General features: G+C 66.0%; 27 protein-coding genes and 5 pseudogenes. 19 read left to right on the top strand and 13 right to left on the bottom strand.

What is annotated here, in order from left to right:
* Positions 1–30: 30 nt before the first annotated feature.
* The 3 genes from NHF48_RS12070 (at position 31) to gmk (ending at position 1,163) form a co-directional block, all read left to right on the top strand.
* The gene (locus NHF48_RS12070; RefSeq protein ID WP_056052081.1) at positions 31–243 is read left to right on the top strand and encodes a hypothetical protein; all 213 of its coding nucleotides are present in this window, start codon (positions 31–33) and stop codon (positions 241–243) included.
* The gene (locus NHF48_RS12065) at positions 240–440 is read left to right on the top strand and encodes a hypothetical protein (protein WP_253071256.1); all 201 of its coding nucleotides are present in this window, start codon (positions 240–242) and stop codon (positions 438–440) included. The genes NHF48_RS12070 and NHF48_RS12065 overlap by 4 nt, the downstream gene beginning before the upstream one ends.
* 72 nt (positions 441–512) lie before the next feature.
* Positions 513–1,163: a guanylate kinase gene (gmk, locus tag NHF48_RS12060; protein WP_056065649.1), complete on the top strand. Its 651-nt coding sequence runs from the start codon at positions 513–515 to the stop codon at positions 1,161–1,163.
* Between the two features lie 112 nt (positions 1,164–1,275).
* On the opposite strand, the gene NHF48_RS12055 is transcribed toward gmk, so the two are convergent.
* Together NHF48_RS12055 and NHF48_RS12050 are read right to left on the bottom strand one after the other, a co-directional pair.
* A complete protein-coding gene (locus NHF48_RS12055) occupies positions 1,276–1,956 on the bottom strand; it encodes an ATP12 family chaperone protein (protein WP_253071255.1) in 681 nt (226 codons plus the stop codon).
* Positions 1,953–2,840, bottom strand: a complete 888-nt coding sequence (locus NHF48_RS12050) for an HAD-IA family hydrolase (protein WP_263816849.1) — start codon at positions 2,838–2,840, stop codon at positions 1,953–1,955. Before NHF48_RS12050 ends, NHF48_RS12055 begins: the two co-directional genes overlap by 4 nt.
* 102 nt (positions 2,841–2,942) lie before the next feature.
* Here NHF48_RS12050 and NHF48_RS12045 point away from each other — a divergent pair, with 102 nt between their 5' ends.
* On the top strand, positions 2,943–3,437 hold the full coding sequence (locus NHF48_RS12045; RefSeq protein WP_253071253.1) for a DUF1440 domain-containing protein: 495 nt from the start codon (positions 2,943–2,945) through the stop codon (positions 3,435–3,437).
* 356 nt (positions 3,438–3,793) lie between these two features.
* On the opposite strand, the gene NHF48_RS12040 is transcribed toward NHF48_RS12045, so the two are convergent.
* The 4 genes from NHF48_RS12040 to NHF48_RS12025 form a co-directional block, all read right to left on the bottom strand.
* Positions 3,794–5,089 (bottom strand): RluA family pseudouridine synthase, encoded by a 1,296-nt coding sequence (locus NHF48_RS12040; RefSeq protein WP_253071252.1) that lies wholly within the window; start codon positions 5,087–5,089, stop codon positions 3,794–3,796.
* Positions 5,086–5,460, bottom strand: coding sequence for a fluoride efflux transporter CrcB (gene crcB / locus NHF48_RS12035; protein WP_253071251.1), 375 nt, complete (start codon positions 5,458–5,460; stop codon positions 5,086–5,088). The genes NHF48_RS12040 and crcB overlap by 4 nt, the downstream gene beginning before the upstream one ends.
* 374 nt (positions 5,461–5,834) lie before the next feature.
* Positions 5,835–6,347: a hypothetical protein gene (locus NHF48_RS12030; protein ID WP_253071250.1), complete on the bottom strand. Its 513-nt coding sequence runs from the start codon at positions 6,345–6,347 to the stop codon at positions 5,835–5,837.
* Positions 6,280–6,474: a hypothetical protein gene (locus NHF48_RS12025; RefSeq protein ID WP_253071249.1), complete on the bottom strand. Its 195-nt coding sequence runs from the start codon at positions 6,472–6,474 to the stop codon at positions 6,280–6,282. The genes NHF48_RS12030 and NHF48_RS12025 overlap by 68 nt, the downstream gene beginning before the upstream one ends.
* Positions 6,475–6,620: 146 nt before the next feature.
* On the opposite strand from NHF48_RS12025, the gene NHF48_RS12020 reads away from it, so the two are divergent.
* Positions 6,621–6,842 (top strand): hypothetical protein, encoded by a 222-nt coding sequence (locus NHF48_RS12020; protein WP_056052052.1) that lies wholly within the window; start codon positions 6,621–6,623, stop codon positions 6,840–6,842.
* 58 nt (positions 6,843–6,900) lie between these two features.
* Here the strand turns inward: NHF48_RS12020 and NHF48_RS12015 are convergent, their stop codons facing one another.
* A complete protein-coding gene (locus tag NHF48_RS12015; protein WP_056065668.1) occupies positions 6,901–7,329 on the bottom strand; it encodes an OsmC family protein in 429 nt (142 codons plus the stop codon).
* A gap of 106 nt (positions 7,330–7,435) precedes the next feature.
* Positions 7,436–7,741, bottom strand: coding sequence for a glycine zipper 2TM domain-containing protein (locus NHF48_RS12010; RefSeq protein ID WP_056489725.1), 306 nt, complete (start codon positions 7,739–7,741; stop codon positions 7,436–7,438).
* A 197-nt stretch (positions 7,742–7,938) separates the two neighbouring features.
* On the opposite strand from NHF48_RS12010, the gene NHF48_RS12005 reads away from it, so the two are divergent.
* Positions 7,939–8,577: a trimeric intracellular cation channel family protein gene (locus NHF48_RS12005; RefSeq protein WP_253071248.1), complete on the top strand. Its 639-nt coding sequence runs from the start codon at positions 7,939–7,941 to the stop codon at positions 8,575–8,577.
* 342 nt (positions 8,578–8,919) lie between these two features.
* Here NHF48_RS12005 and NHF48_RS12000 read toward each other — a convergent pair whose 3' ends face one another.
* Together NHF48_RS12000 and sppA are read right to left on the bottom strand one after the other, a co-directional pair.
* Complete coding sequence (locus NHF48_RS12000) at positions 8,920–9,531, bottom strand: GNAT family N-acetyltransferase (RefSeq protein WP_253071247.1); 612 nt, start codon at positions 9,529–9,531, stop codon at positions 8,920–8,922.
* Positions 9,531–11,340: pseudogene (gene sppA, locus NHF48_RS11995) on the bottom strand (signal peptide peptidase SppA). Before sppA ends, NHF48_RS12000 begins: the two are co-directional and overlap by 1 nt.
* Positions 11,341–12,017: 677 nt before the next feature.
* On the opposite strand from sppA, the pseudogene groES reads away from it, so the two are divergent.
* The 4 genes and pseudogenes from groES (at position 12,018) to NHF48_RS25075 (ending at position 14,827) form a co-directional block, all read left to right on the top strand.
* A pseudogene (gene groES, locus NHF48_RS11990) lies at positions 12,018–12,306 on the top strand (co-chaperone GroES).
* Between the two features lie 120 nt (positions 12,307–12,426).
* Positions 12,427–14,070 (top strand): chaperonin GroEL, encoded by a 1,644-nt coding sequence (gene groL, locus NHF48_RS11985; protein ID WP_056065680.1) that lies wholly within the window; start codon positions 12,427–12,429, stop codon positions 14,068–14,070.
* 201 nt (positions 14,071–14,271) lie between these two features.
* Positions 14,272–14,556: pseudogene (locus NHF48_RS11980) on the top strand (Uma2 family endonuclease); the annotation flags it as partial.
* 148 nt (positions 14,557–14,704) lie between these two features.
* Positions 14,705–14,827: a hypothetical protein gene (locus NHF48_RS25075; RefSeq protein WP_342454775.1), complete on the top strand. Its 123-nt coding sequence runs from the start codon at positions 14,705–14,707 to the stop codon at positions 14,825–14,827.
* Positions 14,828–14,832: 5 nt separating this feature from the next.
* Here NHF48_RS25075 and NHF48_RS11970 read toward each other — a convergent pair whose 3' ends face one another.
* Both NHF48_RS11970 and NHF48_RS11965 read right to left on the bottom strand, forming a co-directional pair.
* Positions 14,833–15,261 (bottom strand): alpha/beta hydrolase, encoded by a 429-nt coding sequence (locus tag NHF48_RS11970; protein ID WP_253072527.1) that lies wholly within the window; start codon positions 15,259–15,261, stop codon positions 14,833–14,835.
* A 15-nt stretch (positions 15,262–15,276) separates the two neighbouring features.
* Complete coding sequence (locus NHF48_RS11965) at positions 15,277–15,429, bottom strand: hypothetical protein (RefSeq protein WP_253071246.1); 153 nt, start codon at positions 15,427–15,429, stop codon at positions 15,277–15,279.
* 395 nt (positions 15,430–15,824) lie between these two features.
* Here NHF48_RS11965 and NHF48_RS11960 point away from each other — a divergent pair, with 395 nt between their 5' ends.
* From NHF48_RS11960 to NHF48_RS11945, 4 genes are all read left to right on the top strand, one after another.
* Positions 15,825–16,514 (top strand): sigma factor-like helix-turn-helix DNA-binding protein, encoded by a 690-nt coding sequence (locus NHF48_RS11960; protein WP_253071245.1) that lies wholly within the window; start codon positions 15,825–15,827, stop codon positions 16,512–16,514.
* Positions 16,515–16,569: 55 nt separating this feature from the next.
* The gene (locus NHF48_RS11955) at positions 16,570–16,842 is read left to right on the top strand and encodes a hypothetical protein (protein ID WP_263816848.1); all 273 of its coding nucleotides are present in this window, start codon (positions 16,570–16,572) and stop codon (positions 16,840–16,842) included.
* 65 nt (positions 16,843–16,907) lie between these two features.
* The gene (locus NHF48_RS11950) at positions 16,908–17,333 is read left to right on the top strand and encodes a hypothetical protein (protein ID WP_165895259.1); all 426 of its coding nucleotides are present in this window, start codon (positions 16,908–16,910) and stop codon (positions 17,331–17,333) included.
* Between the two features lie 19 nt (positions 17,334–17,352).
* Positions 17,353–17,754, top strand: a complete 402-nt coding sequence (locus tag NHF48_RS11945) for a winged helix DNA-binding protein (RefSeq protein WP_253071243.1) — start codon at positions 17,353–17,355, stop codon at positions 17,752–17,754.
* A gap of 64 nt (positions 17,755–17,818) precedes the next feature.
* Here the strand turns inward: NHF48_RS11945 and NHF48_RS11940 are convergent, their stop codons facing one another.
* Positions 17,819–20,113, bottom strand: a complete 2,295-nt coding sequence (locus tag NHF48_RS11940) for a glycoside hydrolase family 31 protein (RefSeq protein ID WP_253072410.1) — start codon at positions 20,111–20,113, stop codon at positions 17,819–17,821.
* A 289-nt stretch (positions 20,114–20,402) separates the two neighbouring features.
* Here NHF48_RS11940 and NHF48_RS11935 point away from each other — a divergent pair, with 289 nt between their 5' ends.
* The 5 genes and pseudogenes from NHF48_RS11935 (at position 20,403) to kdpF (ending at position 24,268) form a co-directional block, all read left to right on the top strand.
* Positions 20,403–21,797: an FAD/NAD(P)-binding protein gene (locus tag NHF48_RS11935; protein ID WP_253072409.1), complete on the top strand. Its 1,395-nt coding sequence runs from the start codon at positions 20,403–20,405 to the stop codon at positions 21,795–21,797.
* 43 nt (positions 21,798–21,840) lie between these two features.
* Positions 21,841–22,269: pseudogene (locus tag NHF48_RS25070) on the top strand (Na+/H+ antiporter NhaA); the annotation flags it as partial.
* A 73-nt stretch (positions 22,270–22,342) separates the two neighbouring features.
* Positions 22,343–22,921, top strand: coding sequence for a Na+/H+ antiporter NhaA (locus NHF48_RS25065; protein WP_342454638.1), 579 nt, complete (start codon positions 22,343–22,345; stop codon positions 22,919–22,921).
* A 294-nt stretch (positions 22,922–23,215) separates the two neighbouring features.
* Positions 23,216–24,065 (top strand): annotated as a pseudogene (locus tag NHF48_RS11925) (TorF family putative porin).
* Positions 24,066–24,178: 113 nt separating this feature from the next.
* Positions 24,179–24,268, top strand: coding sequence for a K(+)-transporting ATPase subunit F (gene kdpF, locus NHF48_RS11920; protein WP_055875324.1), 90 nt, complete (start codon positions 24,179–24,181; stop codon positions 24,266–24,268).
* Position 24,269 lies beyond the last annotated feature (1 nt).

The following is a 24,269-nucleotide window of genomic DNA, read 5'->3' as shown; positions in this document are numbered from 1 at the left end:
CTAAGCCGCCACACGGACAGGAGAAATTACGTGGGCGCAACGACCATAGGCGCGCTGATCGGCGCAGGCATCGACTCGCTCAGCGGCGACGACGGCAACGCGGACGGCGCGATCATCGGTGCGATCACCGCCAACGTACTCAAGATCGTCGTGCCGCTAGCCGTGACATACGCGATCGGCTGGGCAGTGCTGCGCGGTGCAGCGGAACTCAAGGACCAGGTTTTCGGGGAGTCAGAAGCATGATCGGACGTATTATCAGCGCATTGGTCGGCCGCGAGATGGGCCGTCGCGACGGTTCGGGCGGCGCTTCGGGCGCAGTGAAGGGCGTCGTGGCGATGGGCCTGATGCGTCGCATGGGCCCGCTCAGCATGATCCTCGGCGGCGGATATGCGGCCAAGAAGGCGTATGACCGTAACAAGGCCCGCAAGGCCGGCTATTAATCCGCCTTCGTAATACCACGCGCGGGCCGCGCATGGGTTGACGCCCATATGCGGTCCGCGGCAAGGGCGCGCATGCCCCACACACTTCCGTCCGACCCGCATGGTTTCCGTCGTCGCGGAGTCCTGTTCGTCCTGTCCTCACCGTCCGGTGCCGGCAAGTCGACCATCGCGCGCAGATTGCTCGCGGACGAGCACGAACTCGAAATGTCGGTCTCGGTCACCACCCGGTCGGTGCGACCCGGCGAAGTCGATGGGAAAGATTACCATTTCACCGACCTCGAGGGCTTTCGCGACATGGTCGCGAAGGACGAGTTCCTCGAATGGGCGCACGTCTTCAACCACCGCTACGGCACGCCGCGCGCGCAGGTCGAGGAACTACTTGCCGCCGGTAAGGATGTGCTGTTCGACATCGACTGGCAGGGCGCGCAACAGCTGTTCCAGATCGCCGGCGGCGACGTCGTCCGCGTCTTCATCTTCCCGCCCTCGATGGAAGAACTCCACCGCCGCTTGACTAGCCGCGGCACCGACTCGACCGAGGTGATCGAGGCCCGCATGTCGCGCGCGGCCAACGAGGTCAGCCACTGGGACGGCTATGATTACGTGCTGGTCAACGACGACGTCGACAGCTGCATCCGCGGGGTGAAGACGATCCTGGCCGCGGAACGCCTCAAGCGTTCGCGGCAGACCGGGTTGATTGGCTTCATTCGCAGGCTGACCCGCTAGTCTTCACCCCTCCCTGAAAGGGAGGGGCCGGAGGTGGGTCGGCCGCTGGGGGATCGCCGCGTCAGACAACAGGCCAACCCACCCCCAACCCCCTCCCTTTCAGGGAGGGGGGTTAGAGTAGCCCCAGAAACTCTACCCCGACCCCGAACTCCTCGCGCTTCAACTCGCGCAACTGAGTCGCCTGCCAGTCCTCGCCCCACATCTCGACCGACCAGTCCTCGTCGATCCCCGCGGCCGCCCAGGCCGCATCCGCATCGATCTCGCCCTCGATCAACGCCAGCCCGATCACCAGCGACCCGGTCAACGTCACCACCGGCGACAACCCCGCCAACCGAAAATCGTCATACGCCGCCACCGCCTCATGCAGCCGTGCCACCGTCGCGTCCGGTTGCGCGACGTGCATCACGCCCGCCGTCACCGCGAACGTCACGTCGTACCGCCCCCGTGCCCACGTCAGCAGCGGATCCCAGGACGCCGCCTGCCGCTCGACCAGCAGAGGCGGCCCCTCCGCGCGGTAGCAGAGCAGGTCGCTCTCGCCATACGCCGCCAGCCGCGCGGCGAACTGCGCAGGATCGTTCGCGATCGGATCGGTCGCCGCGTTCGCCAAGCCCGTCAGCGGCATCGTCCGCGGATCGATCGTCTCCCCAACCGCGCGCCATTCCGCCGCGACCGCCTCGGCCAACGCATCGCTCGGCAACGCCAGCGGCCGCCGCCCGGGCGTCCGCACCGGCTTGCCATCGAGCGTCACCACCCGATCCGCATCGATCGCGACGTCTTTCCAGAACCGCTTCACGCGTCAGGACTCCGCCAGCGATGCGCCAGACTGCGCGGCACGATCGCGATCATCGCCATCGCCGACAGCACGATCGCCGTCCCGAGGATCTTCGGTCCGAGATCATGTGCGCGCGCGATCAGGATCAGCCCGAGCAGGGCACCCGCAACCCCCGCCAGCCGCACTGCGACCAGCACGAACCAGCGTCGCTGTGCCAATTTGTCCGCGTCGGTCATCGTGTAGCCACCATGTGCAGCAGGTCCGGCACCGCCGTCGCGACGACATCCGCCCCCCGCATCGGAAAGCTCGTGCACGTCGTGATACCCCCACGCGACCCCGACGGCGCGCACACCGGCCGCGCGGGCCATCGCCATGTCGAAGCTCGTATCGCCGATCATCGCGGTCGTCTCCACCCTCGCATCAGCCTCCGCGATCGCCGCGAGCAGCATCGCCGGATCGGGCTTCGACGGATGCCGGTCCGCGGTCTGCAACGTCACGAACCGCTCGGTGATCCCGTGCGCGGTAAGGATATGCGCGAGCCCGCGGTCGGACTTCCCCGTCGCCACGCCGAGCGCCCAGCCGTCATTGGCGAGCGTTCCCAGCACTTCGGCGATCCCCTCGAACAGCGGCTCGTCGGCAAGTTCGCCACTCGCCCGCATCGCATGGAACGCGTTCTTGTAGTCGGTGGCGAGCGATCGATGCAGCGCGTCGTCCGCCTCCGGCAGCAACACCTGCATCGCCTCGACGAGGCTAAGCCCGACGATCCGCCGAATGTCCGCGCGCGGCGGCGGGGTCAGCCGGGCCCCCTCGAACGCACGCTCGCATGCGACGCAGATATTGGCCTGGCTGTCGACGAGCGTCCCGTCGCAATCGAACACGGCAAGACGGATCATGAGATTTTCCAACGCATCGCCGCCTCGTAGATCACGCATGCACGCGAGGAAACGCCAAACCGGAACGCGCGCGCCTGCGAACGGTTCGTGTCGGATAGCTCTGGAGACACAACGATGGCGCACGCACCGATCGACACCCCGAACATCTGGGCCGCCGCCGCTGCGGGACTCGTCGCCGGCTTGGCCGCGTCATTGGCGATGGACCTGTTCCAGGCCGGCATTGCCGCGCTGTCCTCATCGGATAGCGATGCGGAACCGGCGACGGAGAAGGCGGCAGACAAGGTGTCGCAGGCGGTGGTCGGCCACGACATCCCCGACGATCGCAAGCCGCTCGCCGGACAGGTCGTGCATTATGCGCTCGGGGCAGGGCTGGGGATCGCCTACGCGGTGGCGGCGGAATACCGGCCTTCGGTGACCGCGGGCTACGGCACCGCGTTCGCCGCGGCGACGACGGCGTTGCTCGACGAGGCGGCGGTGCCGGCGGTGGGGCTTGGCGATGCGCCGTGGAACACTGCGCCGACGACGCATCTCTACAGTGCAGCGTCGCACATCGTGTTCGGGACGGTGACGGAGGGCGTGCGGCGGTTGCTACTGGGCTGGCTGAAGTAGGCTAACTGCGCTCACCTAGTTCCCCGCGAAGGCGGGGGCCCAGGACCAAGCAGCGTTACGGTCGTAGCCCCTGGACCCCCGCCTTCGCGGGGGAACGGTATGTGCTAAGCAGCTACCGCTAACCAACCACCCCCACCCCGGCGAAGGCCGGGGCCCAGTTGGAAAGGTGGCAATAACGGAGCGCCGCCCTTCGTTAGCAACGTCCCCAACTGGGCCCCGGCCTCCGCCGGGGTGGGGCAATGGTTAGGCCTGAGCGCCCAGTCTGACCATTTCTCCCTCTCCCCTCGAGGGAGGGAAGGGGCCCGCGGCCGCTTGGCCGTGGGAAGGGTGAGGGCACGTTAGGCGGCAGTCACCAACTACCGGGTCCCAGGCCCACTCCGCGGACCCGGCTTACCAGTTCCACCCGGACGCCCGCGCCCAGCAGGCTTGGCGCCTTCAACCCGAGGCCCGCTCCGCGGCGCTCCGAACTTCGACCCAGCCCCGGTCCGAGGCCCACCCGTCTTCGGCGCAGGCTTGCCCGTAGCCTTCTCCTCGACAACCCCACGCCCACGCCGCTCACCCTTACGATCTTTCCGCACCGACTTCGCATGCGCCTTGGCCCGCGACTTCATCTGCTCGCGCGTCGGCGCGGTCTTCTCGTCGAGCACCAGATCGTCGCCCAGCTTCTCCTCGAAGCCCAATTGCTTGAGGCTCTCGGCGAAATGCGTCGGCAGCTCGGCCGTAACGTCGATCGATCCGCCATCCGGATGATCCACCTTGATCCGCCGCGCGTGCAGATGCATTTTCCGCGAGATCCCGCCCGTCAGGAACGCAGCGGCCCCACCGTACTTGCCATCGCCAACGATCGGATGCCCGATCGCCGCCATGTGCACGCGCAACTGGTGTGTCCGCCCGGTAAACGGCTGCAACTCGACCCACGCAGCACGGTTGCCCGCACGCTCGATCACCCGGTACCGCGTCCGCGCGGGCGCGCCCTCGGCCTCGTCGACGTGCATCTTCTCGCCGCCGGTGCCCGGCTGCTTGGCGATCGGCAGCTCGATCATGCCGTCCTCGATCGACGGCACGTCTACCACCAGCGCCCAATAGACTTTCCGCGCGGTCCGCCCCGAAAACGCCTTCGCAAAGAACGCCGCCGCGCGCGACGTCCGCGCCACCAGCAAGGCGCCGGAGGTGTCCTTGTCGAGCCGGTGGACCAGCTTCGGCCGCCCCTCATTGTCGTACTGCAATCCGTCGAGCAGCCCGTCGACATGCTGCGTCGTCTTGGTGCCCCCCTGCGTGGCGAGACCCGGCGGCTTGTTCAGCACGAACGCCTGGAAATCCTTGTGGATGACCATGGATTGCGCGAGTTCGGTTTCCTCGTCCGACAGGATCACGCGTTCGCGGACGCGCCTGGGCTTATCCACGTCCGCAGCGGCCTTGTCGGCCTCGGGCGGCGGGACGCGGAGCATCTGGCCCGCCGCGATGCGGTCGCCCGGCGTCGCACGCGCGCCATCGACGCGGAGCTGCCCGGTGCGCGCCCACATCGCCACCGTCGTGAAGCTCGTATCCGGCAGATGCCGCTTGAACCACCGGTCCAGCCGGATGCCGTCATCGTCGAACCCGACGTTGAATTCCCGAAAGCCGGAATCGCTATCGCTTTTGCCCGCAGTCATGCGACGGCCCTTACTGCGGAGAGACCCGCGAACAACGCGGCGACCGAACCGATCACCGACACCAAAACATACCCGAACGCGACGCCGATCGCGCCTCGCTCGATCATCGTGACGACGTCCAGCGAGAACGCCGAAAACGTCGTGAATCCCCCCAATACGCCTACGCCGAGCAACAGCCGCCACGTTTCCGCAGCGGTATTGCGGGCAAGCACGCCAACCAGCACCCCCATCAGCAACCCACCGATCAAATTCACGGCAAGCGTACCAAAGGGATAGTCGGGGCCGAGCAACGACAGCATCGCGCGGCCAGTCAGATAGCGCGCGCCGGATCCGACCGCACCACCGACCATGACATAGAGAAGGGGAAGCATTCTCGCGCCCTAGCGTGAATTGGGCAAAACGGAAAGGTGGGGTTGGAGGTAGGGGTGTGCGCTTCGTCAGGGTTACTTCGAGATCATCGTGCGAGCCTGTCCCAAAGTGTTTCCCCGCGAAGGCGGGGACCCAGTCTGGGCTCCCGCCTTCGCGGGAGAACAAGGAGAGGGAAAACGACGCCACCCCAACACACCACCACCCCGGCGAAGGCCGGGGCCCAATTGGGGGACGTCGCTAACGGAGCACGGCGCTCAATTACATCAGCCTTTCCAATTGGGCCCCGGCCTCCGCCGGGGTGGTGCCTCTAGCTGGCGAACTCACCGCCCGGCGTTGGAAACCAGATCCACATCGCTCCCGCCACCAGCCCGCGCCGTCACATACACCACATAAGCGTCGTTCCCCGAACCCCGCCCAGCACATGCTGCTTGCCGTCCGTGCTATGCCCAGCCGAATACCCCGCCGCGGTCGCCTTCGTAAAATACCAGTCGAGCATCTTCTGCATCGGCGCAGCGCTCGCAAAACTCACCACGCGCAACCGACACCCGTCGCGATCCGCCCCCGCAGCCTCGGTCAGCCGCGCGGCCGGATACAGCGGCAGGTCCGCCGGCAACCGGTTCGCCCACCCCGCCGAATAGCCGATCTTCTGCGCACAGACTCCCGCATTCGGCGTCGTCTGCCGCTCCGCCAATGCCCCCAGCGTCAGCGCACCGTTCGCGGTCTTGCACTCCGGACAGTCGTTCGACGCCGTCGGCGCGCGCTTCAGCGTCCGCGGATCGACCGGATCGGCCTTGAGCGGACCTTCCGGCGGCACTGCGCCACTATCCGGCCGAGGCGGTGGCCGCACCGCATCGGTGTTCGACGACTGCGCCAGCCGCGGATCGACCATGATCTCCCCCCAGCGACGACGTCAGCGCCGGATCGCGCACCGCGCCGTTGGTTAGCTCGGCATCGAGGCTGTTGAGATCCTGCTGGTCGGTCGACGACCGGTCGCACGCGGCCAGCGCAAGCGGCAAAAGGATCAGGGGCGGGGCGCAGGGGGAAAACTCATCACCGCCATCCTATGCGCGAAAGACGGTGAAGAAAGCGTTTTCCGCATGTCCCGAGTCGAGCGCGTGACGCCGATCTTGCCCGAACCCATGCGACTCGCCATGTTCACTCTATGCTGAACATCGTCTCGATCCTCATCGGCCTCGTCACCCTGGTGCTAGGCCTCGTCGCGTTCATCCCGCTGCTCGGCTGGATGAACTGGCTCGTCATCCCGATCGGCATCGTCGGCGCCGCGGTCGGCGCGCTGTCGTCGAGCAGCGGCGGCCGCAATCTCAACATCGTCCTGATCATCATCTTCGCGCTCCGCCTCAGTCTCGGCGGCGGCATCATCTGACGCAAGAAGGGCCCCGGCGTTTCCACCGGGCCCTCCTGATTGCGATAATTACCCGCGGTTATGCGGCGAGATTATGCTCCAGCGTGATCTCGGCGTTGAGTACCTTCGAAACCGGGCAGTTCGCCTTGGCGTCCGCGGCGATCGCCTCGAACTCTTCCTTCGAGATGCCATCGACCTTGGCGTTCAGCGTCAGCGCCGACTTGGTGATCTTGAACCCGTCGCCATCCTTGTCAAGCGTCACCTTGGCGGACGTCTCGAGCGTCCCCGCCTCATACCCCTTGCCGGCGAGCGCGAAGCTCAGCGCCATCGTGAAGCACGATGCATGCGCGGCCGCGATCAGCTCCTCGGGGTTGGTGCCGGGCTCGTTCTCGAACCGCGTGTTGAAGCCGTACGGGCTGTCGGACAGCACGCCCGACTGGGTCGAGACATGGCCCTTGCCGCTCTTGCCGAGGCCTTCATACTTTGCCGAACCGCTGCGTGTGGTCATCGTTTTGATCCTTCATCGGACAAGAAAAAAGGCGCCGCGGTTTCCCACGACGCCCTTCCACAACGCGCAACTACCGAAATAGCGGCATTGATTTAGCCGATGAGTGTCAGCGGCAACGACGGTTGTTGTTGCTCGTGCCCTTGTCGATCGCGCGACCAGCGAGACCGCCGAGGACTGCGCCGCCCAGCGTGCCGACCGTGCGGTCGCCGCGGGTGTCGACCGTGCGACCGAGCAATGCGCCGCCGACGCCGCCGATGATCGTGCCGGTCGTGCCGTTGTTCTTCTTGCAATAGACCCGACCGTCACGACCACGCCATTCGCGACGATCGCGCGCATCGGCGGCCGACACGGGAACGAGGACGGTCGGCAGGACCATTGCGCTGAGGCCCATGGCCAGAACGAACTTACGCATCGTGTAACTCCCTAGTGAATTGATCTGCTGATGTAACGATGTCCCTATACCGCCAGTTGCATGAACCGAAAACAACACCGCGTTCATGCTGGCGTTCATCTTCGCTGCCGGTATTCGAGCCACTGCGTTTTCGGCACGAGCGACGTCATTCCGCGGTCCCGCTTTACGCTGGATGGCAGGCCGGTTACGCCGCCGCGATGTTGCCCGTGCCCTTGCCCGTCGAGATCCTGCCCGTCGCCGCGCCGTGGTTCGACCTCGCGGGCTTGGCCGTGTTCGCCGCTTCAGGTGCGCTGGCGGCCGCCAAGCGAGGCCAGACGTTCGTGACGCTCGTGTTCTTCGGGCTGATCACCGGCGTCGGCGGCGGCACCGTGCGCGACCTGCTGATCGGCGCGCCGGTGTTCTGGGTCCACGACGCGCGGGCGGCGAGCATGTGCCTGGGCGTGGCGCTGCTGATCTGGGTGACGCCCGAGCGCTGGTGGAAGGACGAGGCGCTCGGCTGGTTCGATGCGGTCGGGCTGGCAGCGTATGCGGTGTACGGCGCGGCGAAGGCGCTCGGCTACGGCGTGCCGCCGGTACCGGCGGCGCTGATGGGGGTGATGACGGCGTGCGTCGGCGGTATCATCCGCGACGTGCTCGCGGGAGAGCCGTCGATCCTAATGCGGCCGGAATTGTACGTGACCGCAGCGGCGCTCGCGGCGGCGAGTTATGTCGGGCTGGTGTTGCTGGGCGTGCCGCTTGCCTTGGCGGCGGTGATCGCGGCGAGTGCAGGGTTCACGTTGAGGGCGGCCGCGATTCGCTTTCATCTGGCGCTGCCTGCGTATGGTGGACGCCGCTAACTTCGCGCGCGCTAACAGTTTGTGTCCCCGCGAAGGCGGGGACCCAGTCTGGGCTCCCGCCTTCGCGGGAGAACAAGGAGGGGAGTGCTGGTGGTTGGACTTGAACGGACGACCCGCTCTTACTCGTTCTGATGCTGAGGCTGGTCTCCGTCGGTTGGCAAAGCACTACCCAACACCCCAAACCACCCCGGCGAAGGCCGGGGCCCAGTTGGAAAGGTTGGAGTAACGGAGCGCAGCGCACGTCAGCGACGTTCCCCAACTGGGCCCCGGCCTTCGCCGGGGTGGTGGCCTCCGCCAGGGTTCGCCACTCCGACGACGGTCAATGCCACCCCAAGGAAGGCTTTACCCCCGCACAACCCCAACATCCGCAAACCGCTTCGGCTCCACCGGCGGCACCGCCGGTTCGTTCAACTCACACTGCCAATGCCCGACATCGATCCACTGCCCGTTCTTGTACCCGACCTCGCGGTACACCCCCGCCCGGCGGAACCCGACCGCCTCATGCAGCTTGATCGAAGAATCGTTCGGCAGCGCAATCGCCCCGATCGCCTGCGTAAACCCCTGAGCCCGCAGCGTATCGATCAGCGCCTCGTACAACAGTCGCCCTGCACCCTGTCGCTGCGCCGCGTCCGCGACATACACCGTGGTCTCGCACGCGAACCGGTACGCCTCGCGCTTGTGGAACGCCGAGGCATAGGCGTAGGCCAGCACGCCACCCTCGGTGCCGCCCTCCACCCTGATCGTCGCGACCAGCCACGGGTACAGCCCGTCCGACGCCGCCATCCGCGCGCGCATCTGCCGCGCATCGGGCGCCTCGGTCTCGAACGACACCGTCCCGACCAGCACGTGCGGCGCATAGATCGCCGCGATCGACGCCGCGTCCTCGGGCACCGCCGCCCGGATGACGATCCCGCCGCCGTTGCCAGTTGCGGCGCGAGACGTCGGGACCACCATCAGAACCCGATCCGCGCCAGCAGCAGATCGAGCAGCTTGGCGTCGCCGATGCCCGCGGTCGTGGGGCCCATCCCGCCGCACTCCAGGCAGCGGACCTGGATCGAGCCCGACGTCGCCAGCCGCTTCATGTCGCCCACGGCGCGCGCGAGCATCTGGCGCCGGTCCGCCGCGACATGCGCGAACGCATCGCCACCACCTGCATCATCGTCGCCATCAGTGCCGAAATCCTGCGCGATCGTCGCGAGGAAGCCCGGCTTCTTCTCCAGATACTCGGCATGCACCTTCGCCGGATCGAGCTTGGCGCGCTTGGCGGCCTCGTCGATCGCGTCCTGCAACGTGCCGAACCGGTCGACCAGCCCGATCTGGCGCGCGGTGCCGCCATCCCAGACGCGTCCCTGGCCGATCTCATCCACACGCGCCGGCGTCATTTTCCGCGATGCCGCGACGCGCGAGACGAACTGGCGATAGCCGTTCTCGATCCCTGCCTGCGCGATCGCGTCGAACATCGGCGTGGTGCCGCCGGTGATGTCGGGCTGGCCCGAAAGCGGCGTGGTCTTCACCCCGTCGCTGGTCACGCCGATCTTGGCGAGCGCGTTCTCGAAGGTCGGGATCACCCCGAAAATACCGATCGAGCCGGTGATCGTGCCGGGCTCGGCAAAGATTACGTCGGCCGGCGTCGACACCCAGTAACCGCCGCTAGCCGCGAGTCCGCCCATCGACACGACGACGGGGAGCTTCTGCCGCTTGGCCTCGAGGATCGCGAGCCGGATCTGCTCCGACGCCATCACCGATCCACCGGGCGAATCGACGCGCACCACCAGCGCCTTCAGCGTCTTCTTGGCGAGCCCGTCGAGCACCGCCTTCTCGATCGTCTTGCCCGCCGCCTTGCCGGGGCCGCTCTCGCCATCGACGATCTCGCCGGCGATGGTCAGCACACCGATCGAATCGCCCGCGGTGGGGAGGGGGTTGGCCTTTACCCACGCGTCGTACTTGATCGCGGTGTAGTTGCCCGCCGGCTTGGTGGCGTCGCTGCCAGCATATTCCGCCACGCGCCGCCCGAAGCTGATCCGGTCGCCGAGCTTGTCGACGATGCCCGCGCGCAAATTCGCCTCTGCGATGTTGCCGTTAGACGCGAGGGATCACCTTGTCGGGCGCGGTCATGAACTGCGCGATCTGCGCCTTGGGGCGGGCCTTCGCGACGGCCTCGCGCCACTGCGCGAACAGCGTCCCGTACAGCGCGGTGCTGGCGGCGCGCGCGTCGTCGCTCTGGTCCGCCCGCGTGTAGGGCTCGACGAACGACTTGTAGCGGCCGACGCGATAGACGTGTGCGTTGACGCCGAGCTTGTCGATCAGGCCCTTGTAATAGAGCTGGTTGCCGCCCGGCCCCATGAAGATCGTGCCACCCAGCGGGTTGACCCAGATCTCGCTCGCGTTCGCTGCGAGGCGATAGCCGCCATCGGTGTACGCGGTTGCGTAAGCCAGCACCGGCTTGCCGCTCGCCCGCACCCGCGCCAGCGCATCGCCGACTTCGCCGAGGGCTGCCGGATATGCGCCGCCGAAGCTGTCGAGATCTAGCACGACCACTTTCACACGCGCATCGGTGCGTGCGGTGTCGATCGAGCGGACCACATCGCGCAGGCGAAACTGCCGCGTCCGGCTTTGCCCCGACAGTGCTGCGAACGCGGCCTGTTCCTCGGGCTGCTCGACGATCGAGCCGTTGAGGTCGAGCACCAGCGCGCCGTCCTTGATCGCCGTCGTGCTCTGCCGCGCATTGAGCGCCGCGAAGATCAGCCCGAAGAACAACAGCATCGCGATCAGGACGAGCGCGTCCTTGATCGCGACGAGGAACTTCCACACGCCCCGCACGAGCCGCCATTTCCGCCGCGGCGGGCGGGCAGGGTCGACATAGGAGGGGGGCGTAGGACGGCGCAGCGGTATCGGTCATGGGACGAGAGCTAGAGCAACGGGGCGCACAGGTAAATGCCCTGTATTACGCGTCCAACACAGGAAGCATTCTAGCCCGCCCATCTACCCCAACCACCACGCAGTCCCCCTCCCGCTTGCGGGAGGGGGTTAGGGGAGGGGCGTCCCACAGGCACCCCGCCCGAGAAACCCCCTCCCCCGACCCCTCCCGCAAGCGGAAGGGGAGCAGAAGGGAAAGTTTGCCCAGCCTTGTTCTCCGCGAATGCAAGCGCCCAGGCGCATTCCAATTCCACCACCCCGGCGAAGGCCGGGGCCCAGTTGGGGAACGTCGCTAATGGAGCGATGCGCGCCGTTACTGCAGCCTTGCCACTTGGGCCCCGGCCTCCGCCGGGGTGGTCCTTTGGGTAAACACGCGCAGGTGCCCGAATACCACGCCCGTCCGAAAAAATTTCGCCCCCCCGGAACCTTTGACATGGGCCACCCCGAGGCACATATGCCGTCCGTTGGCACTCGATAACCTCGAGTGCCAGAAATCTGTCACAATCCAAAAGGACATGGACCCCATGAACTTTCGTCCGTTGCATGATCGCGTGCTGGTGAAGCGCCTCGAAGCCGAAGAGAAGACGGCTGGCGGCATCATCATCCCCGACACCGCCAAGGAAAAGCCGCAGGAAGGCGAAGTCGTCGCCATCGGCACCGGCACTCGCGCCGAGAACGGCACGATCACCCCGCTCGACGTCAAGACCGGCGACAAGATCCTGTTCGGCAAATGGTCGGGCACCGAGGTCAAGGTCGACGGTGAGGACCTCCCTCATCATGAAGGAATCGGACATCCTTGGCATCGTTGGCTGACGCCAACGGGCTCGGCATCGTCAGATATTACTGACGTGAACGGGCCAGGGAATGCTGGCGGCGAAAACCGCGCCAGCGTCTGCACTTTGTGAACTTCCACTTTTTGAAAGGGCAGCTGACATGGCTTCCAAGGACGTAAAATTCGGCCGCGACGCGCGTGAGCGCATCCTCCGCGGCGTCGACATCCTCGCCGACGCAGTCAAGGTGACCTTGGGCCCCAAGGGCCGCAACGTCGTCATCGACAAGAGCTTCGGCGCACCGCGCATCACCAAGGACGGCGTCACCGTCGCCAAGGAGATCGAGCTCAAGGACAAGTTCGAGAACATGGGTGCGCAGATGCTGCGCGAAGTGGCCTCGAAGACCAACGACATCGCCGGCGACGGCACGACCACCGCAACGGTTCTGGCGCAGGCCATCGTTCGCGAGGGCATGAAGTCGGTCGCAGCGGGCATGAACCCGATGGATCTGAAGCGCGGCATCGATCTCGCCGTCATCAAGGTCGTCGAGGACGTCAAGGCGCGTTCGAAGCCGGTTTCGGGTTCGAAGGAAGTCGCGCAGGTCGGTATCATCTCGGCCAATGGCGACCGTGAAGTCGGCGAGAAGATCGCCGAAGCCATGGAGAAGGTCGGCAAGGAAGGCGTGATCACCGTCGAGGAAGCGAAGGGTCTCGAATTCGAGCTCGACGTCGTCGAGGGCATGCAGTTCGACCGCGGCTATCTGTCGCCGTACTTCATCACCAACCCCGAGAAGATGACCGTCGAACTTCAGGATCCCTACATCCTGATCCACGAGAAGAAGCTCTCGAACCTGCAGGCGATGCTCCCGATCCTGGAAGCCGTCGTTCAGTCGGGTCGTCCGCTCCTGATCATCGCAGAAGACATCGAGGGTGAGGCTCTGGCCACGCTCGTCGTCAACAAGCTGCGCGGCGGCCTGAAGGTCGCAGCGGTCAAGGCACCGGGCTTCGGCGATCGTCGCAAGGCGATGCTCGAGGACATCGCGATCCTGACCAAGGGCGAGATGATCTCGGAAGACCTAGGCATCAAGCTTGAGACCGTCACGCTCGGCATGCTCGGCACCGCCAAGCGCGTCACGATCGACAAGGACAACACCGTCATCGTCGATGGTGCCGGCGATCATGACACGATCAAGGGCCGCACCGAAGCGATCCGCCAGCAGATCGAGAACACGACCAGCGACTACGACAAGGAGAAGCTCCAGGAGCGTCTCGCCAAGCTTGCCGGCGGCGTTGCCGTGATCAAGGTCGGTGGGTCTTCCGAGGTTGAGGTCAAGGAGCGCAAGGACCGCGTCGACGACGCGCTGCACGCAACCCGCGCAGCCGTCGAAGAAGGCATCGTCCCCGGCGGCGGTACGGCTCTGCTGTACGCGACCAAGGCACTTGACGGTCTCGAGGGTGCGAACGACGACCAGACGCGCGGTATCGACATCGTGCGCAAGTCGCTGACGGCTCTGGTTCGCCAGATCGCGCAGAACGCAGGTCATGACGGTGCGGTGGTTTCGGGCAAGCTGCTCGACGGCAACGACACGTCGATCGGCTTCAACGCCGCGACCGACACCTACGAGAACCTGGTGGAAGCCGGCGTGATCGATCCGACCAAGGTCGTCCGCACCGCGCTGCAGAACGCAGCATCGGTCGCAGGCCTCCTGATCACGACCGAAGCGGCCGTGAGCGAAATGGCCGAAGACAAGCCCGCCATGCCCATGGGCGGCGGCGGCATGGGCGGCATGGGCGGCATGGACTTCTGATCCGAAGGGCGGCCGTAGCCACCCTGGCTACGGACTCGCCGAGGACGGCCGGCGGGTCGGCGGCGCAAGCCACCGATCCCGTTCGACGAAAGCAGCGGCTTCGCCGATGCTCGGTTCCAGGCCAAACACCGATCAAAGCAGAGGGCCGGGGAGCAATCCCCGGCCCTTTGTTTGTCTACCCAACCAGCGTATGTCCCCGACATGGCGAGCGACCCGCACTACCGGCTGCTGACAGCCGAGGAATTCCTCCAGATCGATTTCGGCGCCGACATGAAGGCCGAACTCGACAACGGCGTCATCCGCATGATGGCCGGCGGCACCCGCGAGCATTCTCGGGTGCAAGTGAACCTGACCGCGTTCGTTCGGTCTGCCCTGCGCGGCTCAGGCTGCACACCCTACGGCTCCGACATGGCAGTCCGCACGCAGGACCGGTCGGTGCGCTACCCCGATCTCACCATCGACTGCGGCGCGCCCGGCGACCAGCCCAACGATCTAACCCTGTCTGATCCGCGCGTCATAATCGAGATCCTCTCCCCCCTCGACGCGACACTTCGACCTGACCGTCAAGAGAGACGAATACCGCGCGATCGATTCCATCGACACGCTCGCCTTCGTCGATGTCGATGCCGAAGCGTTGTCGGTTCATCAGCGGATCGAGGGCGGCTGGATCGAGACGTTGTTCTCGACCTCTCTGCACCTCGTCATTCCCTCGCTCGGCCTAACGATCCCCAACAGCGAAATTTTCGCTCGCGACTAAACTCGCTACTTGGCCACCGCCTCCTCCGCCGCAATCTGGTCCAGCGCTCGCCACACCGGCGCGATGTGGCTCAAATCGAAGCTGTGATACGCCTCGCCGTCGATCGGCACGACGATCGCCTTCCCGCCGGCCGCCGCACGCAACCGCTCCGCCGCCGCGAACGGGACGATCTCGTCCTTGCGGCCATGCATTAGCAGCACCGGCACCTTCACGCGCCGGATGGCCGCGGCATTGTCGAACGCATCCGCATACAACCCCCGCGCAACACTCGGCACGAACCGATCGAAAGAGTCGAACGCGCCGAGCGTCACGACTCCGTCGACGCTTGTTCCAGCCGATGGATCCGCGGCCACGTGCAACGCCACTGCGGCACCGAGTCCGTCGCCAAACAGGAAGTGCTTGCCGTCTGGCACCAGCCGTTCCGCCAAATCCACGAACGCGCGGCCATCCTAGTAAAGTCCGCGTTCGTCCGGAACACCCGGATTATCGCCATAGCCTCGATACGACGCGACGAGCACGCCTCGGCCGTCACGGGCGAAGGCCTGCGCGGCCCTCGCTGCGATGTCGCGATTGCCCGCACGTCCTGGGACATAGATCAGCACCGCGCCGTCCGGTGTTTCCGGCGGCCAGAACCAGCCCCTGCAAATGAACTCCGTCAGCCGCGATTGCTTCGATCAGCCTCGGCGTCCGTCCGGTCCATATCGGCGTCGCCGCGAGCGGGGCAGGCTGGTACAGCGAACGGCCAACCGGATTGACGCAACCAGTAAGCATCGTGGACAGTATTGCCGCCGCAATCAGTGGAAATCCGCCCCGCCTCAGTCGTTGCTTTTCCCCCACGCGCAGGCCCAGCCTGGCGTTTGCCGCAGCATCGATCATCGCACCCTCTCTATTTGGGCCGATACTAGGATCTGTCCGTCGACTGGGCTCCAGAAATTCTTTCCAATTCAGAGGTTTGTAATTCAGTTTCTTCCGCTCTCACGCGGAAGGTGCAACCGTCATGGGTTCCCGCTACCATCGCGCCATGACCGCAGGACGCATCGATCAGTTGACCGAAGCCCAACGCGCCTGTCTCCGGCTCGTACTGACCCATCACAACTCGAAGGAGATCGCGCTGATCGTCGGCGTGTCGCCGTCCGCGATCGACAAGCGGATCGAGCGTGCGATCCAGATCCTCGGCGTCGGGACGCGGTTCGAGGCGGCGCGTCGCCTGCAGGAGCACGAGCGCGGTGGGGCCGAAGACGCCCTGCTCGTTCGCGACCGCCTTCCCACCTACCCCGCCGCCCGTGCCGAGCCAGCATCACTTTCCGACCCGGCCGCCGCGTACGAACGGCTACCATCCGAACCACTCGACGTTCCCCCCGGCCCCTCCAAGCCTGCAAGCAGTGATCAGAGCGAGCCGCGGGGGTTTGTTCGCCGCTTCCTCGGGTTATCCGGTGGCAGCGGATTGACGGGGGTGGCGCGCAACCGGTTTTCGATCGGCGACAGGATATTTCGACTGCTCGCACTCATGGGACTGATTGCCTTCACGTCGATGGCGGTCGTCAACATGGCGATGACGTTGACGACGCTGTTACGATCGAACCGAGACCAGAGCGCTCCCGTACACGGCGCCGCAACGTCGGTGCCAAGGGGGAGGAATTTCGATGTTGAGAGAACGCCGCCGCGCTGCCGACAGGGTAGCCAATGACTTTCTCGAGGCAGAGGCGGCAGTCGACAAGGCTGCGATGCTCACAGCCTCGTGTATGGCAACGCTGATGCAGCAACGCGTCGCTGCGAACCTGCCGCTCGGCACCGGCGCCGCGGCGTTGCAGATGGTCTCGCAGGCGTCGTTCGAGATGGTCGCCGTTCGGCAGCGCTTCATTGAAGCGCACCGTGCGCTGGTCGACGTCCGTACCGAGATCGGTCTCGGCCAGTTCTACGGCTACGGCGATACCGCGGAATGCCCGCCGAACGAGGGCGCGCTGCGGGTGGGAGCCGACTTCGACACGCCGTTCCATCTGGCCGCGGTCGCCTGAACGACCGGCTGACGGTCCTGCGGAGGTAAGAGTTGGATCGGGTCTGGGTGTTCTACGCGATACAGTTGACCGCGTCCGGCTACGCGCTCCTGCGGGGCGGGGCACCGGAGCGGTTGACGGGCCTGGCCCTGTTGCTGGCAGCGCTTTCCACCAGCGTCATCCAGCGCGACATCCCGGTATTGTTCGCCGGGATGGAGGTCGGTGTCATGGTCGTCGACCTGATCCTGCTTGTCGTGATGATCATGATCACGTTGCATGCCGATCGCTTCTGGCCAGCCTGGGTCACCGCGCTCCACGCATTGGGGACGGGGGCTCATCTGGCCAAGGCGATCAGCCCCGACGTCATCCGGCTCGTCTACGCCGTCCTCTCTGCCGTCTGGAGTTATCCCATCGTTCTGCTTCTCGTGATCGGGACGGTCAGGCATTCGCGGCGGATCCAGGCCCAGGGCTGGGATCTCGACTGGAGTCGCCAGGACCGCACGATCCGATAAGCGAATTCGGAAGACGTTTATGACTTACGCACTTGCCATGGCGCCGATCAATATCGCCAAGCGCGCGACGCCGTTCGCCGTATCGGATACCGTTCTGGTCGATATGGCCCGGCGGCTGTACGAACTCCGCAAGGTCCGGGATGCGATGCTCGGCGACGCGCTGTTCTCGGAACCTGCCTGGGACATCCTGCTCGACCTGTTCATTTCGGAACACGAGCAGCGCCGGCTGAGCGTCTCGGCGGTCTGCATCGGCGCACGCGCGCCGTCGGCCACCGCGCTACGCTATCTGACGATGTTGCAGGAAGCGGATCTGGTCGAACGCATTCGCGACGCGCGCGACGGCCGCCGATCGCATGTTCAGTTAACCGCGCTCGGTCGACTGCGCATGGCGAACCTGCTGGGTCGCCTGATCGACGCGTAGCCGGGCAGGAGAACGCGAAGGGCAGGTCGCCTTTAAAGAGACGGAACCTGCCCTTCGTCGGGCCCTAGCGTGCCGCCGCCGGCTGGCGCGGCGTCACGATCTTCACCAGCGTATTGACCGCCTGGCGGGTCGGCAGGGGGCCGGACGTGGTCAATGTCTTCTCGGCATCGTTCCAGCGAAGAACAGCGCTGGATCCGCTGCCCTTCTTGTAACCATTGGTCACGCCGTCATCGTCGTACAGCGTGAAGCTCGCGTTACGGCCGGGATAGACCTTGATCGTCTCGAGCGCCTGCTTCGTCGCAGTGCTCGGCACCTGCACGCCCATCGGCACGATCGAACCCGCGCGGACGAACAGCGGAATGCGGTCGATCGGAGTCGCGGCGACGATCGTCTGACCACCGGCAAACCGCTGATCCGTCCAATAATCATACCATTCCGACCCGGCCGGCAGATAGACCTTGCGACTGGTGGCGCCTTGTTCCGTGACCGGCGCGACCAGGAAGGCCGGGCCGAACATATATTCGTCGCCGATCGTTGCGACGGCGGAGTCGTTCGGAAAGTCCATGAACAGCGCGCGCATGAACGGTGCGCCCGTCTTGTAGGTCTGATAGCCGAGCGAATAGAGATACGGGATCAGCGCATATCGCAGCTTCAGAAAGCCTGCGAGCACCGGTTCGGCCGCCGCACCATAATCCCAGATCGCCGTCGCCGGACGCTGGCCGTGAATGCGCAGCGTCGGCGTGAAGCTGTTATACGCGAACCAGCGCGTGAACAGTTCGGGATAGTCGGTGTAGCTCGGTGACATCGCGGTCGCACCCCCCGGATCGAGCAACGGCGCATGCTCCGCCTTCGGCCCGTTCGGATACTGCCAGCCGCCGGTGTCGCTGCTCCAATACGCCATGCCGGTCGCCGTAAAGCCGAGCCCCGCGGGAACCTGGCGGTGCAGCGTTTCCCAGTTCGCCTGCACGTCCGACGACCAGAACAGCGCGCCGTTCCGCTGCGTCCCAAGATAGGCGGCTCGCGCGAGGATCAGGTTGCGGAAGTCGGGCCGGTCGCGCGCGGAGCCTTCCGCGACACTGTTGGTGTGCACCAGCGGATAGAGGTTGTGATACCGGTCGCCCGACCCGATCGAGAAGAAATTGCCGTCCGGCACGAGATCCGGCTCGGTCTCGTCGAGCCAAAACCAGTCGAAGCCCTGGCTCGCGATATTGTCGCGGATCCGGTCCCAGAACCAGCCGCGCGCATCCGGATTGGTCGAATCGAGCAGCGCGCCGGCACGGTCCGAACGGATCGGCAGGCCGTCCACCACGCCGCCGTCCTTGTCCTTCAGCAGCCACCCCTTGGTGCCGAGGAAGTTGAAATAGCGTGATTCCTTCTCGAACCGCGGCCACACGCTGATGATCGAATGCATCCCCATGCTCTTCAGCGTGTCGTTCATGCCCTTGGGATCGGGGAAGTAGGTCCGGTCGATGTCGAGCTGGCCCATTCGCGTCCAGTAGAACCAGTCGAGCACCATCACGTCGAGCGGCAGGCCGCGCTTGCGATAGCCGTTGGCGACTCCGAGCAGTTCGGCCTGCGTCTCGTAGCGCGCCTTCGACTGGATCAGCCCGAATGCGGCCTTTGGCGGCAGCGGCGTCGCGCCGGTCAGCTTGGCATAACCGGCGTAGAGTTCGTCGGTGGTGTTGCCGGTGATGACGAAGAACGACACGCGCTCGCCTACGTTCGACTGCCAATGCGTCGAGTTTGACAGGCCGGGGGAAACGGTGGTCGCCGATGGGTTGTCCCAGACGATGCCGTAGCCCTTGTTGGTGACCATGAACGGCACGCACACCGTTTCGCCCGCAGGCGCGTCGTAATTATGGCGGCAATCGATCGTCCGGCCCTTGAAATCGAGCACGCCTTCCTGGTTCTGGCCGAGCCCGTAATAATGCTCGTTAGGCTGCACGGCGAAGCTCGCACCGACGCGGAACGTCTTCTCGCCATTGACGGTCTGCGGCGACATCTCCCAGCCGGTCATCTCGGCGATCGTCGAACCATCGGCCTTGCGCACGGCGATGGACACGGGTGGCAGCGACGGCGCGAAATAGCGTTGCATCTGCGACGGTGCCTTGGGCCAGGGCTGCGCCTTTACCGTCAACGCCATTGCGCTTGAGGCGAATACGTCGCCGCTTGCATCTGTGCGATGCGCCCAGCCAGTCGCGTCCGACTTGGCGTCGGGGCCTTCGCCCGGTGGCGCATCGGCCAGCGCGCGGTCGAGCGAGATGGTGACCCGGACGATGTTCGGCGCATAGGGCTCGATCGCGACGAGGCTTCCGTTGCGGTCGAGCGTCGCGAGCGGATCGGCCTTTGCATGCGTCATGATTGCCGACGTCAGGCACGTGCCGATCAACAGGAGGCGCGCGGCAGAAGGGAGGGTCGGCATAGTATCGTATCTTCCGTAAGCTCAGGCCGCGCGGGCGCCGTGTTCACCCGCAAGCATGCTCGGCTTGCAGTTGGAATGCCAGATATCACGTGGTCGTAAATCGGCTCGGGATGCGCGACCGGACAGGGGCATTGTGACTGGTTCGGAAGTGGCGATGTCGCTCGGGGGTAGGCTAGGCGCTGTCGATCAGGCATGGCGTCCAGCGTCTAACGAGGTGAGCGAGCAGATGGACGACCGAGCGACGATGCCGCGTATTGCGGGGCCCGAGGATCATGTCGTCGTGGTCGGCGGCGGCTTTTCCGGCGCGCTGTTCGCGGTCAATCTGATGCGACATGAGGGGCCGCGCGTGACGCTGATCGAGCGGCGCGACCGGCAGCTTGCGCGGGGCGTCGCGTATAGCGCGGCGCACCCGGATCACCTGCTCAACGTCCGCGCGGGCAACATGAGCGCGCTGCCCGATGATCCCGATCACTTCGTCCGCTGGCTGGAGGCGCATGGCAAGGGCGACCGCAAGACCTTCGTCCCGCGCACTACTTATGGCGCGTATCTGCGCGAACTGCTCGATGCGGCGATCGCGGAGTCGGACGGCCGGCTGGTGCATGTCGAAGGCGAGGTCTGCGCGATCGATCCGGTCGAAGGCGACGGCGTGACGCTGACGATGGCGGACGGGCGCAGGATCGCGGCCGACACCGCGGTGCTCGCGCTCGGCAACCTGCCACCGCATACCCCGCCGGGACTGAAGCCGGACGCGCTGCCGACCGGTGTCTATTACGCGGACCCCTGGGCGGCCGACCTCGCCGAGGGGCTGGGCGCGGACGATACCGTCGTGCTGGTCGGGACCGGGCTGACCGCGATCGACGCGGCGTTGCTGCTCGATGCGCAGGGGTTCGCCGGACATATCCTGGCGATGTCGCGACGCGGGCTGTCGCCGCGACGGCATGTCGATGGCGCGCCGGCGCACCGCGGTGTCTCAGACAAACCGCAGGGCGGGCTGACCGACCTCGTCCGCCATGTTCGTGCACGCGCTGCGGAGGAAGGTTGGCGCTGTGCAGTCGACGAGCTTCGTCCGGTCACGCAGATGCTGTGGTCGGCGGCTTCGCAGGAGGTGCGCGGGCGCTTTCTTCGCCATCTACGCCCGTATTGGGACGTGCACCGCCACCGGCTCGCACCGGCGGTTGCGGACCGGGTCGAGGCACTCGTCGCGACCGGGCGGCTTACCTTCGCGGCGGGCAAGGTCGTGTCCGCCGACACCGACGGGACGCACGCGAAGCTGACATGGCGACCACGCGGCGAGACCGACCCGGTCGTCACGCGCGCGGCACGGATCGTGAACTGCACCGGGCCGCAGGGTGACCTGCTGCGCTCTGAGGAACCGCTCGTGAAGCACCTGCTGGCAGCGGGTGCGATCCGGCCCGATCCGTTGCGGCTTGGCGTCGACGTCGATGCGCAGTCGCGCGCGATCCGTGCAGACGGGACGCCCGACGACCGCATCCATTGTATCGGGCCGATGACTCGCGGCGGCCTGTGGGAGGTTGTCGCGGTGCCCGATATCCGCGTCCAGAGCTGGGATCTCGCGCGGCGCCTGTCCAACGCGCAATGGGTCGGCGGCGAAGGTCTTTGACCGCGATCCGGCGCTTTTTTCGGGCGAGGCGGCGGGCGCCATCGTGCTGCTCGCGGCGGCGATAGCGGCGCTGATCGTCGCGAACTCACCGCTCGCGCCAACGTACTTCGCGACACTGCACCACGCCGTCGGCGGGATGAGCGTCCATCACTGGATCGACGACGGTTTGATGGCGCTGTTCTTCCTGCTGATCGGGCTGGAAGTGAAGAGCGAGTTCGTCTCGGGGCATCTCTCGACTTGGGGCGAGCGCATTCTCCCCGGTGCGGCGGCGCTCGCGGGCATGGCGGTGCCGGCGGCCCTCTATGTGCTCGTCAACATGGGAACGCCTTCCAATCTGCGCGGCTGGGCGATCCCGGCGGCGACCGACATCGCGTTCGCGCTCGGTATCCTGGCCCTGCTCGGATCGCGCGTCCCGACCTCGTTGAAGGTGCTGCTGACGGCGATCGCGGTGATCGACGACCTGCTCGCGATCCTCGTCATCGCGCTGTTCTACACCGGTCATATCGCGCTGCTGCCGTTGCTTGCGGCGGGCGCCGGGCCTCGGCGTGCTCGTCATCCTGAACCTGTCGGGCGTGCGGTCGCTGGTGCCGTACCTGCTGATCGGTGTCGGCATCTGGTACGGCGTCTTGTTGTCGAGTGTGCACGCGACGCTCGCCGGCGTGGCGGTCGCGTTGACGATTCCGCTGCGGACCGGAGAAGGCCAGCCGCCGCTGAAACGTCTTGAACACGCGCTCCAGCCCTGGTCGAGTTTCCTGATCGTGCCGGCGTTCGGGTTCGCCAATGCGGGCATCGCGTTCGGCGGGATGGTGGCGGCGGACGTGATCTCGCCGCTGCCGGTCGGGATCATGCTCGGGCTGTTCCTCGGCAAGCAGATCGGCATCTTCGCGACAATCCGTGGGCTCGTGACCTTCCGGCTGGCCGAGGCGCCCAGGAACGCAAGCTGGACGCAGGTGTACGGCATGGCGGTGCTGTGCGGGATCGGTTTCACGATGAGCCTGTTCATCGGCGGGCTCGCCTTCGCCGGCGCGCCGCATGCGATGGACGCGGTGAAGGTCGGCGTGTTCGCGGGCTCGATCCTGTCGGGCATCGCGGGCTGGCTGATCCTTCGCCGCACCGCACAGTGAGCCAGTGATGCTGATCGGCGCTGGGCAGGCACCACCCCGGCGGAGGCCGGGGCCCAGTTGGGCGACGTTGCCATCGGCGTGTGCGCTTCGTCACAGCGACCTTATCACCTGGGCCCCGGCCTCCGCCGGGGTGGTGCATCTCGGCCAGTACGGTGGCCGTCGATAATTCCGACAATACTACGCGAAACATATGCTCCGGCACGGCAATCGATCTCGAATTGCTACGTCGCCGGAGCCTAATTGCCAGTCCTCGCGAACCGCCATCCTTCCGGCGGCGCGCGCATGGGGACCGCAATGCACATTCTTCGTTTCACCGCCGCCGCCGGACTTCTCGCCGGTATCGCCACGCCCGCGTTCGCACAGGACACCGCGCCGCCGTCTTCGGTAACCGTCTCCGGTTCGGCGACGCTCGCGACCGATTACCGCCTGCGCGGCGTGTCGCAGTCGGACAAGGACGGCGCGATCCAGGGCGGGCTGACGATCGCGCACCAGAGCGGCATCTACGTCGGCGCATGGGGATCGAACCTGTCGGGCTGGGGGTACGTTCGGCGGCTCGAACATGGAGCTCGACCTGATCGGCGGCTACAAGCACAAGCTCGCGGACAACGCGACGATCGACGTCGGCCTGACCTGGTACACGTATCCGGGCGGCGCCTCGAAGACCGATTACGCCGAGCCCTATGTGAAGCTCAGCGGCACGACCGGCCCGGCGACGCTGACCGCGAGCGCCTTCTATGCGCCGAAGCAGCAGGCGCTTGGCAAATGGTATCGCACCGGCGCCGATGCCGCCGCGGGCGTCTACACCGACGCGGGCGACAAGGAGGACAACCTCTACCTGACCGGCGACGGCGCGTTCGCGATTGCCGGTACGCCAGTCACCGCCAAGGCGCATATCGGCCATAGCTGGGGCAATGACGGCCTCGGCCCCAACGCGACCAGCGCGGCGCCCACCGGCGAATACTGGGATTGGTCGCTCGGTGCGGACACTACGTATAAAAACCTGACGCTGAACGTGAGCTATGTCGACACAGACATCACGCGTCGCAGTGCTGCGTATCTCCAGCCTAGCTTCAGCCGCGGTCAGGACGGAACCGGATCGATCGCCGACGGCACGATCGTCGCCTCGCTCACCGCCGCCTTCTGAAGGATCGACCGATGCAGGATCTACTCTGGATAGCGTTCATGGTCGGACTGGTGGCGGCGACGCTCGCCTATGTCCGCCTGTGCGACAACGCCTGAGCCCATGAGGACACCATCATGACCCTCGACCTCTGGCTCGCCGCGATCGTCGCGCTCGGGCTGCTGTTTTACCTCGTGGCGGTGCTCATCCGCCCCGAACGCTTTTAGG

This window comes from Sphingomonas sp. H160509 (assembly GCF_024124765.2).
GTDB lineage: Bacteria > Pseudomonadota > Alphaproteobacteria > Sphingomonadales > Sphingomonadaceae > Sphingomonas.
Note: the sequence above shows the minus strand (reverse complement) of the source record. Positions and strands in the feature narration are given on the sequence as shown.

Coding starts and splice junctions, on each gene's coding strand:
- NHF48_RS12065 (WP_253071256.1), top strand. CDS start 240: ATGATCGGACGTATTATCAGCGCATTGGTCGGCCGCGAGATGGGCCGT.
- gmk (WP_056065649.1), top strand. CDS start 513: ATGCCCCACACACTTCCGTCCGACCCGCATGGTTTCCGTCGTCGCGGA.
- NHF48_RS12045 (WP_253071253.1), top strand. CDS start 2,943: ATGGCGCACGCACCGATCGACACCCCGAACATCTGGGCCGCCGCCGCT.
- NHF48_RS12040 (WP_253071252.1), bottom strand. CDS start 5,089: ATGACTGCGGGCAAAAGCGATAGCGATTCCGGCTTTCGGGAATTCAAC.
- crcB (WP_253071251.1), bottom strand. CDS start 5,460: ATGCTTCCCCTTCTCTATGTCATGGTCGGTGGTGCGGTCGGATCCGGC.
- NHF48_RS12030 (WP_253071250.1), bottom strand. CDS start 6,347: ATGGTCGATCCGCGGCTGGCGCAGTCGTCGAACACCGATGCGGTGCGG.
- NHF48_RS12020 (WP_056052052.1), top strand. CDS start 6,621: ATGCTGAACATCGTCTCGATCCTCATCGGCCTCGTCACCCTGGTGCTA.
- NHF48_RS12015 (WP_056065668.1), bottom strand. CDS start 7,329: ATGACCACACGCAGCGGTTCGGCAAAGTATGAAGGCCTCGGCAAGAGC.
- NHF48_RS12010 (WP_056489725.1), bottom strand. CDS start 7,741: ATGCGTAAGTTCGTTCTGGCCATGGGCCTCAGCGCAATGGTCCTGCCG.
- NHF48_RS12005 (WP_253071248.1), top strand. CDS start 7,939: ATGTTGCCCGTGCCCTTGCCCGTCGAGATCCTGCCCGTCGCCGCGCCG.
- NHF48_RS12000 (WP_253071247.1), bottom strand. CDS start 9,531: ATGGTGGTCCCGACGTCTCGCGCCGCAACTGGCAACGGCGGCGGGATC.
- groL (WP_056065680.1), top strand. CDS start 12,427: ATGGCTTCCAAGGACGTAAAATTCGGCCGCGACGCGCGTGAGCGCATC.
- NHF48_RS11960 (WP_253071245.1), top strand. CDS start 15,825: ATGGGTTCCCGCTACCATCGCGCCATGACCGCAGGACGCATCGATCAG.
- NHF48_RS11955 (WP_263816848.1), top strand. CDS start 16,570: ATGGCAACGCTGATGCAGCAACGCGTCGCTGCGAACCTGCCGCTCGGC.
- NHF48_RS11945 (WP_253071243.1), top strand. CDS start 17,353: ATGACTTACGCACTTGCCATGGCGCCGATCAATATCGCCAAGCGCGCG.
- NHF48_RS11940 (WP_253072410.1), bottom strand. CDS start 20,113: ATGACGCATGCAAAGGCCGATCCGCTCGCGACGCTCGACCGCAACGGA.
- NHF48_RS11935 (WP_253072409.1), top strand. CDS start 20,403: ATGGACGACCGAGCGACGATGCCGCGTATTGCGGGGCCCGAGGATCAT.
- kdpF (WP_055875324.1), top strand. CDS start 24,179: ATGACCCTCGACCTCTGGCTCGCCGCGATCGTCGCGCTCGGGCTGCTG.